Raw genomic sequence first — 15,642 nt, forward strand, 5'->3', positions numbered from 1 at the left:
AGATATTGCTATGAGCACTTCACGTCAAGTTAATAAAAAACCGACCATAAGTGATGTAGCGAAGCTGGCCGGCGTTGGTAAGACAAGCGTTTCGCGTTATCTTAATAATGAATTCGATGCCTTATCTGAGCGCATTAAGCAGCGAATTGCTGATGCGATAAAAGTACTTGGTTACCGTCCTAATCAAATGGCAAGAAGCCTGAAAAAAGGTGGCTCTAAGCTCATTGCCTACGTTATTCCTGATATTACCAATCCCTATTCAATCGAAGTCATGCAAGGTTTAGAAAAAGCTTGCCAAGATAATGGTTACACGCTGCTGGTTTGCAACACCAATAAAGATAGCCAAAAAGAGAAATATTACTTACAGCTCCTAGTCAGTTATAACGTTGAAGGGGTGATTTTTCATTCGATTAAGTTGGATGTCACCAGTTTAAAAGATTTCCCGTTTCCCATCGTGCTAGTGGATCGTAAAGTGGATCACTTTAGCGCCGACCTTGTTGGCTTAGATAATGTACAATCCACAACACTGGCAACTAATTATCTGGTTGAATCTGGTTTTGACGCGATTTTGTTTATCACACAGCCCATTGACAATATTAGTACGCGCTTTGAACGGGTTAATACATTTAAACGCATTATTTCAGCACATAGTGTGATGATTGGCGAAGTATTAGAACTGGCAGATCAACAAGGCAGCGGGCAATATGAAGGCAAGCTAGAGCAGGCGATAAGTGCATTTTGCCAGTTGCACCGTGGTAAGCGTAAAGCGATCATTTCAATGAATGGCTCTGTCACATTAAGCATATCATTAGTGCTAAAACGATTAAATCTCATTAGCGGTAAAGATATCGGCTTTATTGGTTTTGATGATCCGCAGTGGGCAAGCGTTATTGGCGATGGTTTAACGTCAATTCGGCAACCGACGTATCAAATTGGTTACTGCGCATTTGAACTCTTACTCAAGCGGATTCATGGTTGCCAAGATGCTCCGCGTGAGCTGCTTTATCCTGGTGAGTTAATTATTCGTCACTCCACTTTATTACCTTAATCCTCTCCATAAACCGCCGATTTATTCTGTGATCTTTATCATATTTCTTTAGTTAAATAGTTTTGGAATCGGTTCCAATGATTTATATTAACGCTATCTTAGTGTGATTTGCGGCTAAAATAAGCCCCCAAAAGGGGATTATTGCGGCCTCATCGTCTGGCACGGCTGATCCATAATGCGTTGCTGGCCAGATCTCAACTCGGTGATAAAAAATACGTCGGGTTATTCATGAATTTAACGAATGAGGAAGGCTATGAAAACACAATTAGATGTCGTAACTTATGGTGAAGCGATGGCAATGTTTGTTGCCACGGAAGTGGGCGAACTGCATGATGTTAACGCCTTTGTGAAGCGCGCAGCAGGCGCTGAACTTAATGTTGCGACGGGACTGGCCCGATTAGGCTTAAACGTTGGCTGGATGAGCAGAATCGGCAATGACTCCTTTGGGCGATTTATTAAAAAAATGCTCGAACGCGAAGGTATTAATGCCGATTGTGTAATAACCGATGAGCTGCATCCTACTGGCTTTATGTTAAAATCAAAAGTTGAAGATGGCTCCGACCCTAAAACCGAATATTTTCGCAAAGGATCGGCGGCAAGCCACCTTAGCGTTACTGATGTGGATAACCATTATTTTGCCAATACTCGCCATTTACATTTAAGCGGCGTTGCTGCCGCATTATCAACCACCTCTTATGAATTATCGTCATTTTTGGCTGATTTAATGCGTCAGTCTGGTAAAACGATTTCCTTTGATCCCAACTTACGGCCATCGCTATGGAAAAACCAGCAAGAGATGGCACAAAAATTAAATCAACTGGCGTTTAAAGCGGATTGGGTATTGCCGGGTATTAATGAAGGTAAAATTCTCACTGGTCTTTGCGCGCCAGAAGCGATCGCTGATTTTTACCTCAACCAGGGGGTGAAGTTAGTGGTGATTAAAAATGGTGGCGAAGGCGCTTATTATAAAACAGCCGATAATCAGCGCGGCACGGTGCCAGCATTTCGCGTTGAAAACGTGGTTGATACGGTTGGTGCCGGTGATGGTTTTGCGGTAGGCGTTATCAGTGCTATGCTTGAAGGCAAAACAATTGAGCAGGCTTTAAGGCGTGGTAATCGCATCGGATCATTGGCGATTCAAGTGATTGGCGATAGTGAAGGGCTACCAAACCGACAGCAATTAGGCGATTTTTAATTGATCTGTGCATGCTCAGTCTGGTGATTATTTCAATAGCAAAGTAGGTACCATGAAAAAAAATATTGTGCTTTATAAGCGTATTCCCGATGATCAACAAGCGAAGCTAGCGGCTTATTTTAATGTCACTTACTTTGATGGCATTAACGATCAAAACCGTGAACAGGTCAAAGCAGCCCTAGCCAACGCGGAGGGTATCATCGGTGCGAGTAGCCCGATTGGGGCCGAATTATTAGACTGTGCCCCTCATTTGAAAGCGATTTCAACCATTTCGGTGGGGGTTGATCAATTTGATATTGCTGATTTAAACCAGCGCAATATTCGCTTGATGCACACCCCTGGCGTATTAACCGATACAACCGCTGATACCATTTTTACATTAGTGCTAGCAACCGCTCGCCGGGCGGTTGAACTATCGATGATGATTAGGGCGGGTAAATGGCAAAACAGTCTTGGCGAAGCGTACTACGGCGTCAATGTGCACCATAAGACGATCGGTATTTTAGGCATGGGACGCATTGGCTGTGCGGTGGCCAAACGCGCTTATGCCGGTTTTGATATGAATGTACTGTATATGAATCACTCAGCCAATCAAACCGCTGAGCAGCAATACCACGCGAAGCGCTGTGAACTTGATGAGTTACTTAAACTATCTGATTTTGTGGTTATCACGTTACCGCTAACCAACGAAACAACGCATTTGATCAATCAAGACAAACTCCGTTTAATGAAACCATCGGCAATTTTAATTAATGGTGCGCGCGGTAAAATTATTGATCAAAACGCCTTAATTGATGCCTTAAAAAACAACACCATTAGAGCGGCTGGGCTTGATGTGTTTGAGGTGGAACCCTTACCGGCTGAGTCGCCATTAATGACGCTGGATAACGTGGTGTTGACCCCGCACATTGGCTCTGCCACCGATGAGACACGTTATGACATGGTAGTCACGGCAGTGAATAATCTGATTGCGGCACTAAAAGCGGATAAACCCAGCTCGAATTGGTTCAATCCACAAGTGAGCTAACTTGTAAGAGGTCATTGCATACGCATAAAAGGAGAAATGATTTTCTCCTTTTATTTTTTTCAATTACGCATAAACTAACTTGATAATGTGTGAATATTAAGGAGAGATCATGAAAAAGAATGTGGTTTTATTTAGTAAAATCCCCGATGACCAGCAAAAAAGATTAGCTGACGCATTCAATTTATCGGTGTTTGATGGTAGCCCAGATAGTAACAAAGACGCATTTATTACGGCATTGGCGGGTGCCGATGGCATGATTGGCTCGAATATGGCCACCCGAGTGGATGATGCCTTTTTAGCCCTTGCACCAAAATTACAGGCGGCATCAACCATCTCGGTTGGTTACGATAATTATGATTTATCAGCCCTGAAAAAACGCCGTATTCGCTTAATGAATACGCCAACGGTATTAACCGAAGGCACGGCGGACCTGATTTTTACGCTACTGATGGCAACTGCCCGCCGAACGGTTGAACTCTCTAACTTAATTCATGACGGTAAATGGACCAGTGGCATTACGCCGCAATATTATGGCACTGATGTTTATGGTAAAACATTAGGGATTTTAGGCATGGGACGTATTGCCAAAGCCATCGTTAAACGTGCACACTGCGGCTTTGATATGAATGTGCTGTACTATAACCGCTCTGCTCACCTTGATGTTGAGCAAACTTATCAAGCCAAGCGCTGTGAGCTTGACGAACTACTGAAACACGCTGACTTTGTGGTGGTGATTCTACCGTTAACTAGTGAAACAGACCGCTTAATTACCAAAGAAAAATTAGCTTTGATGAAACCATCAGCCATTTTAATTAATGGCGCCAGAGGACGCATTATTGATCAGCAAGCCTTAACTCAGGCTTTACAAGCCAAAACGATTAAAGCGGCCGGCCTTGATGTATTTGAAGTTGAGCCACTACCGATGACCTCACCATTACTGCATTTGGATAATATCGTGCTATCGCCACATGTGGGATCGGCAACGCTTGAAACCCGCTACGTAATGGCAAAATGCGCGGTTGATAACTTAATTGCTGCCTTACAAGACAACCCCCCAACTGAAAACTGGGTCAACCCTGAAGTTGGCTGATTCACACTTTAACTATGCAAACTGCATCACCGTGCAACGCGTGCTGATGCAGTGTTACTTTGATTTATGGCTAACTTATAATTGACTTATTTGATATTAAATAGGCTGGCAAAAGGAGGGTCATTTTGTAATCAATTGATTCATCGATTATCAACTCAATAAAAAACTTAATACCAAAAGACGATTAGCAATAATCTATTATTACTGTATTTTATTTTTAAGTGCCACCATTATTGGTCTTGCACCGCAAGTAGCCATATTGCAAAGCACATTTCTAATTATATCAACAGGTATTATTATTATATACGCTTGTTTTATTAGTTTTTTAGAATCCCCTCGTGAATACAACAAGAAAAAAAGTTTTAAATAATCAATAATCATCCCCTCAATGATCAGTTCTGCTACCTACCTTGGTGGAATGGTTATCTCAACTACAACATACTCAAATTGTTAAGATTTTTATCCGTCTTTTTACAATACCTTTAAACTCGTTGATCAAAAAATGATCTAATGATATTATCAGTCACTAAATATTTATACATGAATACAAAGAGTTAACGTTAATTATCTTTTATATTTAACAGATAACAAGAAGTGCATAAATATAATTATATTATTATTTACAATGTATGAGTATGACAAAAAATCGTGATTGATTCTTGCAATGCCGAGGCGCTCAATCATTAAAATTAAATATGGAAGCAAAGGAATAGGTTAATTAGGACTCAGTAATGAAAAAATATTTAGTGATAAAAAATAAAAAATTATTACCCTCTTTGTCAGTTTTAATGGCGTTTATGTTATTAGGCTCAAATTATAGTTATGCGGCGGTAAGCTGTGATACTAACACCTGTACCAATGATGATGTGTTACCATCAACGGGGGCTGGCACATCATCTGCTACGTGGGTTTTTAATAATAATTATAATGGGATGGCGGTTACCAATACATCAACTGGCGCAATAACGTCAGAATCAACCGGTATTTTGGTTGGTGGTAATAATGTGGTTAGTATTACTAATAATGGCGCGATCACCACAACACAAAGTGAGACTGGCAGTTGGAATGATTCGGGAATACGCACGGAAGGAACGATTACTGAATTAATTAACTCAGCGACCATTAAATCTTGGAAATTTGGTGTGTTTGTTAATAGCGGGCTTGTAAAAGATTTTACCAATACAAGCACGGGTGTCATTAGCTCGACAAGCAGCGCCGCCATTGAGGATACGGGCACCATTGAGACGCTTACTAATGACGGCACAATATCGGGATATAATACGGGCGTGATCCTTGAAGGTAATGGTTCGATCACCAATCTGGTCAATAATGGCGTGATAACCGCGAGCAATGCCACCACACAATGGTTTGGATCATCTATCTTTCTCAATAGCGCATCAGCCAAGATTGGCACTATCACCAATAACAATTTAATCACTACTGATAAATATGGCATCCTTAATTATGGCACGATAGGGACAATTAATAATTATGGTACTATCGAGACAGCCAGCACTGGCATACTGAGCTACGGCAATATTGCCGAAATTAATAACTATGGCTCGATAACAACAACAACGCTAAGCAATGGACAAGGCATCTTTTTAGGAAATACTAATACGGTTTCATCAAATACGATTAATAATTATGGCGCAATCTTAGCAAAAAAATCTTCTGGAATAGACGTTAATAATAATACACTTATCATTAATAATCAGGGAACGGTTACTGCAGCCAAGCAAGGCATCTACGTCGAAAACGCCGCTTCAGGGGCTCTTATCAATAATAGCGGTACGATTACCGGTGACACGGGATCGATTAATATAAAGTCAGCCAATGCGAGCGTTTATAACTCGGGATCTTTAATTGGTGATGTAAGTTTGGGCGCATCGTCTTCCCTTTATTTGCTAGGTAGTCAAGCAACGGTTGACGGAGATGTTTCGGGTGGTGATACTTCGTTACTCTCAATTGGTACATCAGACGCCGCTTCATCATTCGATGCCAAGACAACAGAGAATGTCACGGTCAATAAAATTACTGTGGCAGAAGGCTCATCATTAAATCTCTATGATACTAACGCATGGACGGCATCAAGCACCGATGCCGATGCTTTTTTAAATAAAGGCTTGGTCACCCTTTACGGTGATACCACTTTAACATCTAACGTAACCAACAATGGCACCATTTTATTAAATGGTAATACCAACGGTAGATATAACACCTTGACTGTCTCAGGTGATTATGTGGGTAATGAAGGTTATTTGGTGCTTAATGCTGCACTAGCGGGTGATACATCAACCACCGATAAACTGCTGATTACTGGTGACGCTTCTGGTACAACTCATGTCACCGTGAATAACCTTGGCGGGGGCTTATGAATATAGCTTAGTTCAGGGTAATGCCAGTGGCACGGATACGAACAGTTGGTACCTAACTAGTAATGAGTATACACTGCGCCCTGAAGTGGGATCTTATATTGCTAACTTAGCTTCAGCGAATACCTTATTTAATACGACGTTATATGATCGTTTAGGTGAAACGCAATACACGGATTTGCTAACGGGTAAAAAGCGAGTCACGAGCATGTGGTTACGCTCGGTGGTTGGGCAAACTAAATTTGCGGCAGGCAACGGTCAACTGGATAATAAAACTAACTGGAGCTTAGTCCAATTAGGTGGCGATATTGCGCAGTGGACTAGTAATGACACTAACCGCTTACACTTAGGTGTGATGGCTGGTTTTGGTCGTAGTAGTAGTGATAGCGATGCGCGAGTAAGTGGCTATGGTTCATCTGGCCACATTGATGGTTACAGCGTTGGTTTCTACGGCACTTGGTATGATAATGATGCCGATAAAAGTGGCCTTTATGTAGATAGCTGGGTGCTTTGGAATCACTTTAATGCCAAAGTGGATGGTCAAGAGCAAAACCGAGAGAAATATAAACTAACCGGTGTGACCGCTTCGCTTGAATCCGGTTATAACCTTAAATTAGGCGAAACAGAGCGGTATGATTACTGGTTACAACCTAAAGCGCAAATCACGTATATGGGTGTTGATACCAATAATCACACCGAATCAAATGGTACCAAAATCAACGTTGATGCCAATAACTGGCAAAGCCGTTTAGGGTTACGTTTTGCAACCCGAAACAATGATAAGCTAAGCGCAGAATCAACCAGCACCGCTCAACTCTTTATTGAAACCAATTGGTTACATAATACCGAGTCATTTGCCGTTAAAATGGATGATAACCGTATCTCACAAGATGGCGCTCGCAACCTGGCTGAAATCAAAACCGGTGTTGAAGCCAATATCTTAACCAACACAAATGTGTGGTTTAACATTGGATACCAACGTGGTGAGCATAATTACCATAATATTGGTGCGATGTTAGGGGCTAAATACAGTTTTTAACGCACCATAATAGATGGATGCAAGTCTAAAGTGCAACAGACTTGTATCCGCTGGCGGGAGTTGAATTTTTTAATAATTACTTGATTAATTAAAATAAAAAAATTTTAATTTTTTTTCGTAGTCCAATTTGGGAGCCAATGATTATAATTAAAAATATTGAAGAGAATTATAGTTAAATGAAACTTAAAATATAAAAAATAGACTGAACTATATTTTAAATTCATTTGTTAAGATGATAACAATAGATGCTTATTTAAACTGGTTTCTAATATTTTTAAAACATTGGGACTATAATACATTAACTCTTGCGCTTTCTTTTTTTGAGCTAAACTGTAATTTAAATAATACAGAAAACCATCATATTTTTTATATAACTCATTAATTTTATCTGCATTATCGTAAGTAACAATCCATTTATAATTCGTTAAATGATCAATGGCATTAAATAGTTCAGAATGATCTTCTTCTGTATAAAAGTTAGTGTATAGGTCTTTGCCTTGCTTAAAATATGGAGGATCAAAGAATATAAAGGCATTATTAGGTGATGTTTGGGGAATTATATCTTTAATAAAAATGGTAGCATCAAAATTAGTCAGCTGAATTTTATTTTTAAGGGATTCCACCAGTTCTATTTTCTTTATCAAAGCTGGCTTATTAAAACGGCAATCAATTTTATAATTACCTAATTGCTCTTTACCACCAATCACTCCCGCTTTAATTATTCCTGAACGATTGGTTCTATTTAAAAAGAAAGTAGCAAATCCTAACTCAAGTAAACTATGTTTTTTTTGCGATGAATAAATCTTTTTTTGTTTTTCCCATTCTTTAATCGTAATCGGTGTTTTTTCTATCTTTTCTATAAAGTTTTCATGATTATTTAGAATAGAATACCAAAAAGCATAAATTGCGTAATCAAAATCATTAATAATAATGTTATCTACTTTATTGGATGCAAGCAATGAGAGAGCTAGACCAGAACCACCAGCAAACGGTTCAATATAAGTAATACTCTCCATGCCTTGTAACATAAAGAGTTCATTCACAAATTTTTCTAACTGCTTTTTTCCACCAGGATATCGTAATGGAGACAATGTTGTTGCCATTTTAAATCTCACTAATTAGAGGTAACCCTCTATTCTTATTGATTCTATTAATTTGTTGAATAATTGAAGAAACAAAGTCTGCTTTTGCTGTAAGATGACCACAATAATATGTCACATATTTTTTGAAATCAGATACATTCTGGTTTGCCCAACGTTTACAAACATCTATATTTGTTTGATTTTTTATATCTTCTATATTAAGTGACATTATTCCCGCATCAGTAAACTGGTTTAAGAACCAATCTTTTTCATTTCCAAATTTAGTAAAAAAAGCATCGCTCTTTGGTAGATCTATTATATAACAAATGATCCTACGTTCAATTGCTAAATTTTCATCATCAGGTAAAACAAGATAAGTATTTTTATTTTTAATTTTTTTCAACATACTTGGAACTACATCAGGATCAAAAAGAGCAAAAGCATTTTCAAGCAATAAAGGATAATTAGCACACAATGTTGCCAATGAAGTATATGGTGTTCCTGTATTTGAAGGATCGTAGTTGAGATTTGAATGGAAAGATATCAAATTTATAATTTCTTTTTTCTTAATTAGTTTTTTTGTGAAATGAATCGCAATTTCATCTTCACAGAACACATTAATTTTTTTAGCCTTTGCAACTTCATCAGGGGTTTGAAGGGTTAACTCTTTATATGCAACAAAATAATCTGGATTTTTTATAATAGGGTAATTTTTATCGTCAGAAGTTGAACAACTAACAAAGTTCAAAACGATTCGATTATGTTCTAGAGCATTTGAATACTTCAAATATATGTGTTGTATAAGATGTAAAGAGTGTGTTGTAAGGACAATTTGTACTTTATATTGTAGAGACCATTCATATAAAAATTTAAATAATCTAAGTTGTGCTATAGGATGCAAGCTACTTTCAAATTCATCTATACAAAAAATACCATTACCATATATCTGACCTTTTTGGTAAGCTCGTTGAAAACCAACTAATCTATTAAAAATAGCTCCTAAATTATCCTCTCCGGAAGATATAGAACTGAAGTCATATTGAATATTGTCACCAGATGGAGCATAAGTTGTTTTCGTATTTTTTTCGTGGATAGCTTCAAATTTTCCATATTCAGTACTTGGTAAAACTGACTCATAAAAATGCTTTTGGTCTCGTTGCTCACCATCCGAAAGCACAAATTTTTCATCGAGATCAGGTTTAGCTTTAGTATCAATCAACGGAAGTAGTCGTTTTAGATTAAGAAACGAAGTATTATAATTAAAATTTCCATCACCTTTTTCATGTCCTGATACAACGATCCTATGTCTATTCTCATCTTTCCTATAACTAATAGTAACGGGTTCTTTTATTAAGGTATCTTGTTCTGTAGCTTCTATATATAAATAGTATTTATACTGTTCTTGATCATATTTTTCAGAAAACTTAAATACTTCTGTTAATGGAGTTTTTAAAGACTTACCAAACGCATCTTTAGACTCTGCACCAAATGGGTGTGCAATTAACCCCATTAAAGAAGTTTTCATTGTTCCATTGCGGCCGATAAAGACTGTAATATTTTCACCAAGCTCAATTTTTTGATTATTAAATGTTCTAAAGGTCTCTATTTCAACCGCTTTAATTTTCTTAATTACAATTGATTTATTATCTTGTAAACCTAGCTCCACTTTTGATTTTGCTGATTGGAACATATCTTTTTCCTTGATTATTTATAATGCATCTAGAGATGCATCTGCTCTAGTAATGGATAAATATTAGAAAAGAATATAGGTATATCACCTGGCGCTATAGTAAATGATGGATTATGAACTAATTGATTCATTGAAGTGACGGATAAAACACCATCTTTTTTAGCTAACTCTGTTATAGCTCCATGAAGAAGTTTAACCATTTGTTTATCAGTATTATTCTTATTTAGATAAGTAGTGATATCACGTAATACATCACTTAGGGTTCTATCGCTACCATCATTCTTAATATATGATGGAGCGTTAGGAATACCTTGTTTTTTTAAGTCATCACAATAAGCTTTAGCCGATAGTTCAAATAATGCTCTGAGAAGAAAACAAAATGCTATTGGATTCTCTTTAATTTTTAAATTAAGCATTTCGCTTCTAATAGTAACAATTTTATTTCTATTTTGCCCTACCAGTTTTAAAGCTCTTAAATTTTTTCTTACTGAGCTTTGGTTGTTTGTTGCAGAAGCAGTAGCTACTGTTGTGCTTAAAATATAACTTGAAGAAGATGTGCTCACAGATGAACTTGAAGTAGTACCTGCCGTTCCTGTTTGTTGATTAGTTTTTATCACTTGAGCATTAGCCACTGATAAAGTTGAAGTATTTGATGCTCCTGTTGGTGTAGTGGAAGATGGAGGTTGTCCATTAGCTACAGGTATATTTGGTGGTAAACCATATACTAAAGCAAAATCATCTTTACCTCTAATTATAGGAAAACTTAACTTTTCCAAACCAATATCATAAATCATTTTATCAATAGCATTTTTTTCCACAATATTTGGATATTTATTCGCTAACGCTATTGATGAAGACAAACCAAGCCTTGGAAAGATTTTTTTCATTGCTTCATCAAGGACTGATAGATGAAATTTTCCGGCCCATTTTGTTTTTTGAGTGTGTGTAATATTTGAACCATACTCTAAATATTTTTCTAATAAATCTAAACCTGGCTCCTCAGCCTTATTCATTTTTTTATTATGACGAGCTTTAGCAACAGTTTCCCAATCATCACGCCCAGCTTTTTGGCTTTTACCATGCGTTAAATTTACAATTTTATCAACTAATTCCGCAGAAGACCTAGGATAAATGGCACAAGGAACAGAAGTATTATCTATTAACCAATTATTAGAAAGATTTGTAATTCTTTTTAAAATATGTTGTGGAATATCTAATGATGTTTTATCAACTAACCCTAATATAATTTTTAAAGAAGCAATACGTCGGTTACCTTCTTTAACCAGATATATTTTTTTAGAGTTTTCTGTATATTCAAGAATAATGATATTCTCAGTAGGAAGATAACCTGTATCCAACAAACTCTCAGTTAACGCCCAGAAATAATCAGGACTAATTGAAATCATAGCATTAATTGCGTTAATTTCATTTTTTTGAGTTACTGTTCTAAAGTTATTTAAATCAATAGCTAAGCTGTCAACTGGTAAGGACTTTGATTTAGACATTATTATCCTCTGATTATATATTTAACATGAATTAAGTTATCAGTGTGCATTTTTAAACCATTATATTATGAAACAAAGTCAATGTCAGTTCATAGTTATCTAAATAATGTAGATAACCATAGATAGATATAAATATGTCTTATCATTTAATTCCATAAAATTTTCTTATACTTATATCTATTAGAATTATTTTTTCTAAAGGTAAATTAATAACTTTTAATTTCTGCTTTAAAAAGCTTATTAATGTGAATTCTCTACCCCAAATAAACCCCAACAACCCCAATCCGCTCATGCCCAAGTTCTCTGCTAATTATCTGCCGAGCCCATTGATCTTTGATCTGCTGTTATGGTGTGAGTTCTTTACTGGTGAGTCCACCTGCTTTCGGTGATTTCCAACCCGTAAGCGTTTCGTATCGTGTTTGCGCATAAGCACGCCGTAAGCCGAATGTTTGTTGCAACATTAAACTCATCCGCACATAAGGGTCGGTAATCTGTGTCAGGGTTTGCTCATCAACCTGTTTCGCTTTATTTTCCTGCGTCACATATTGCCGATGCTCAATGCCAAGTTGAATGTTATCTTTGGGGATAACGCTACTTTTGCCGACTTTTTCCGCCCACCAACGTAGGTGTGTCATGCGGTTTTTAATGGTGCCAATCGATAAATCTTGCGCTTGCCACTGTGCAACTAAATAGTTAACGTGCTTAGGTTTGAGTGAACTCGCGTTCATTCGCTTAAAACCACCGCTTTTAAGCTGTTTGCTAATCAACGTTAAGGTGGTTAGCCGTTCAGCTTGGGTGGTATGGCCGCCATCTTTGTTACGCTGACATAAGCCACGCAAATCATATGTCAGATTATCGATGTTTACCTCGCTTTACGCATTTGCTGAAAACAATTTGGTTAGTGTTAATGCCCATTTATTACCCGAAGTAATAAATTATCTGTAACAGATCAAAGGGCTGAATGTTCAGCACATTCAAGATCTCTTATGAGACGTTTATGCGTTAACTTGTCAGCTAATCACATAAAGTTGATGTTTAAAATTAAATGAACCTCCTTTGGATGCCTGCATTATCTGCTTAGGCATAACGCAGTTGTTAAGATGAATAAAAACGCGTTATGCCATAAAGTCTGATAATGGCGAGTGATGTTAAAATGGCAACTCAGATAAGTAGCCGCTATCCCTCTTGTTTGGGTAACAAGCAGTGTGCTAACGGGAAATCACACTCTGGGTCATGGTTTATTCGGTCAACGACCGAACAGCGACTTAAAAAACCGGCCGCTCTGGGTTTGCGTGCTGCACCAGCACGTCTTTTAAACTGATTATAACAAGGGTTAATTGCTTGTAAATAGGGGCTTTGTGTAAAGGACTGCTCTGGACGAGTGTGGATTAAAAATAATTTTTAAAGGTTGTTTTTATGGACTGTGGCTAACTTGTTAGCGAGTGATATGAAGGTTTCTATCGTTCAATCATCTTATCCTAAAACGCAATGTCATCGGCTTGTGGCACAGGATCGATAACGCCAAAGCGTCACGATCACCATAACATTATCACACTAACCACGTTTTGTTTTTTTAAAATATAAAATGTACATAACCCCTAAATACAGCAAATTAAAAATAATGATCAGACTAAGCGTATCGAGCATAGAATATACCGCTCCAAGCATCTCTGAGGTATCGGTTGTCATTTCTACTTGATATTTAACCGTCAGAGAACAACCGACAAGTATCAATAATTCAACAATAACGACCATAATCATAAAAATTATCATGAATATTTTCATAATCAGCCTTTCTCCCATTTTTAATTTGCTGATGAACGTAAAAACACCGTTTATCAAAGCTGTTGATTCTACAACAGATGAGCTTGTTTTTTGTATCCCAAACAAGAATTTTCTATTTTCTATTGATAAATGTTCACATTTTAAAAAAAATATTTATTCTGTTAATATTATGCGGAACAATTCATCTCAAAATGGTAAACATGAAAAATAATATAGATAGCATTAGAAATGATTTTAAACTTGTCTATGAACAGTTGAATTATTACATATCTATGGCATTAGCCTCGTTTGCGATCATTGCACTTATTACATTAATCCTATCAAAGAAATCACAACATATTGATACTTTCGGATTTGTAATTTCTGGATTATTAACTTTAGGGTGCTTATATTGGTTAATTCGTTCAATCATGCAAGTTAGGCGATTAATTCAATTTAAAAATGAGCTGATTGAACACGCTAAACCTTATCAACTCACCTCAATTAAACTTTACACTATACATAAAGTAACCGTGCTTTTAGCTATCTATTGTTTATTTTTTTACTTTATTTAACACTTTCACAATAAGCAAATTTATTCCCATTAATGACAACAATAGGGCAATCTAACATATCTTCAGCATTTTTTATCTGACTAGAATCTTTTAAAAACAATACGGCCTCTTCCGATTGTTTATCAACAATAAATGCATTATATAATTGTTTGGTTAATGTACCTATCGTAAAACTATCAGCGATAACTTCTAATCCTAAAGCTGTTTTACTCATAAGTTGATAAGCTCGAACCATGTCTTGTTGATTGTGGTACCACAAAGAGAGGTTTTTATTACCGAACTGATTAACTTTGGAAGTAAGACCAAACATTGAATAAGCTGACAACCCTAAATCAACTGTATTATAAGCAATATCGCCATAAATAGCTTCATATCCTAAAAACTCAGCAATCCCTCGGTAGCCTTTCTTTACAGGACCATCTTCGTTAGTAATCCCTTCATAAATATTATTCATTCCATGAGCGGCACTCGGTAAGCTATAAAACAAGCAGGTAGCCCAGTTTTTACAAGCACTCACTCCTGAAACAATTTGTGATGTCCCTGCTAAAACAGAAATACCTCTTTGCGTCCATTCAATACTTTCATCAAGTAGCGCTTTTTTGTGTTCAGTTAGCGCAACAGAGCCTTCTTCGTAAGATAAACGTCCATTTTCTACTTTGTCAGCGACATTATTTGGAAACTGAGAAATATCATTTTTAAATTCTTGCTTAGTTTGCGGAAAATAAAATAAGTTATTACTCATTTGAGTTGCGTCTGTAATGAACTTATTTTTTTCAAACCGAATTTGTGCCCGTTGTTCATTTTTCTCATTTTGACTTAGCGTTGAAAAGTCTGGTAAAACATTATTATAAGCAGAGGGTAAAATACCAAAACTTGGTGAACTATTAGCGCCATCATCACAAAAAACCGAACTATTTGCCGCAATAACTCTATTTCGCCCAATCGGGCAGCCACAGGCAACAATATATCCATCAAGTACAACCGGTATACCATCCACAACCATTTTATGGCAACCTTCGATTATTTTTCCTGATCCTTTATTACATCTTGGGCAAGTTGCGATATCTCCCATTCTAGCTACTGGTTTACCAGCACCAAACATTCTGCCACTCGCGGAAATAATAGATCCGCCAGTTGTTGTTGGATCACCCAGTAAAGCAACTCTTTTTGCCATAAAAAACTCATATTTTCATAAATAAATTTAAAATTATATAGATAATTTAAACAGTGTAAATAAAAGCCTTGTGTAAAG

General features: G+C 36.9%; 11 protein-coding genes and 1 pseudogene. 6 read left to right on the forward strand and 6 right to left on the reverse strand.

Going from position 1 to position 15,642, the window contains the following annotated elements; translation table 11 throughout:
* The first annotated feature begins 10 nt into the window (after positions 1-10).
* From DES39_RS00390 to DES39_RS00420, 6 genes are all read left to right on the forward strand, one after another.
* Complete coding sequence (locus DES39_RS00390; protein WP_121143798.1) at positions 11-1,048, forward strand: LacI family DNA-binding transcriptional regulator; 1,038 nt, start codon at positions 11-13, stop codon at positions 1,046-1,048.
* 253 nt (positions 1,049-1,301) lie between these two features.
* Positions 1,302-2,243, forward strand: coding sequence for a sugar kinase (locus tag DES39_RS00395; protein ID WP_121143799.1), 942 nt, complete (start codon positions 1,302-1,304; stop codon positions 2,241-2,243).
* Between the two features lie 52 nt (positions 2,244-2,295).
* On the forward strand, positions 2,296-3,270 hold the full coding sequence (locus DES39_RS00400; RefSeq protein ID WP_121143800.1) for an NAD(P)-dependent oxidoreductase: 975 nt from the start codon (positions 2,296-2,298) through the stop codon (positions 3,268-3,270).
* Positions 3,271-3,379: 109 nt separating this feature from the next.
* Complete coding sequence (locus DES39_RS00405; protein WP_211324569.1) at positions 3,380-4,360, forward strand: 2-hydroxyacid dehydrogenase; 981 nt, start codon at positions 3,380-3,382, stop codon at positions 4,358-4,360.
* A gap of 731 nt (positions 4,361-5,091) precedes the next feature.
* A complete protein-coding gene (locus DES39_RS00415) occupies positions 5,092-6,738 on the forward strand; it encodes an autotransporter outer membrane beta-barrel domain-containing protein (RefSeq protein WP_121143803.1) in 1,647 nt (548 codons plus the stop codon).
* Positions 6,722-7,774 carry an autotransporter outer membrane beta-barrel domain-containing protein gene (locus DES39_RS00420; protein ID WP_170143293.1) on the forward strand — a complete coding sequence of 351 codons (1,053 nt, stop codon included), beginning with the start codon at positions 6,722-6,724 and terminating at the stop codon, positions 7,772-7,774. Before DES39_RS00415 ends, DES39_RS00420 begins: the two co-directional genes overlap by 17 nt.
* A 227-nt stretch (positions 7,775-8,001) precedes the next feature.
* Here the strand turns inward: DES39_RS00420 and DES39_RS00425 are convergent, their stop codons facing one another.
* The 6 genes and pseudogenes from DES39_RS00425 to DES39_RS00460 form a co-directional block, all read right to left on the reverse strand.
* Positions 8,002-8,877 carry a DNA adenine methylase gene (locus DES39_RS00425; protein WP_121143805.1) on the reverse strand — a complete coding sequence of 292 codons (876 nt, stop codon included), beginning with the start codon at positions 8,875-8,877 and terminating at the stop codon, positions 8,002-8,004.
* Position 8,878: 1 nt separating this feature from the next.
* Positions 8,879-10,546: an ATP-dependent nuclease gene (locus DES39_RS00430; RefSeq protein WP_121143806.1), complete on the reverse strand. Its 1,668-nt coding sequence runs from the start codon at positions 10,544-10,546 to the stop codon at positions 8,879-8,881.
* 29 nt (positions 10,547-10,575) lie between these two features.
* A complete protein-coding gene (locus DES39_RS00435) occupies positions 10,576-12,051 on the reverse strand; it encodes a hypothetical protein (RefSeq protein ID WP_121143807.1) in 1,476 nt (491 codons plus the stop codon).
* A 254-nt stretch (positions 12,052-12,305) separates the two neighbouring features.
* A pseudogene (locus DES39_RS00440) lies at positions 12,306-12,911 on the reverse strand (phage integrase N-terminal domain-containing protein).
* Positions 12,912-13,605: 694 nt separating this feature from the next.
* Positions 13,606-13,941, reverse strand: a complete 336-nt coding sequence (locus tag DES39_RS00445) for a hypothetical protein (protein WP_147405402.1) — start codon at positions 13,939-13,941, stop codon at positions 13,606-13,608.
* A 441-nt stretch (positions 13,942-14,382) separates the two neighbouring features.
* Positions 14,383-15,564, reverse strand: a complete 1,182-nt coding sequence (locus DES39_RS00460; RefSeq protein ID WP_121143811.1) for a DUF4225 domain-containing protein — start codon at positions 15,562-15,564, stop codon at positions 14,383-14,385.
* Positions 15,565-15,642: the final 78 nt, after the last annotated feature.

The organism is Orbus hercynius (assembly GCF_003634275.1).
GTDB classification, from domain to species: Bacteria; Pseudomonadota; Gammaproteobacteria; order Enterobacterales; family Orbaceae; genus Orbus; species Orbus hercynius.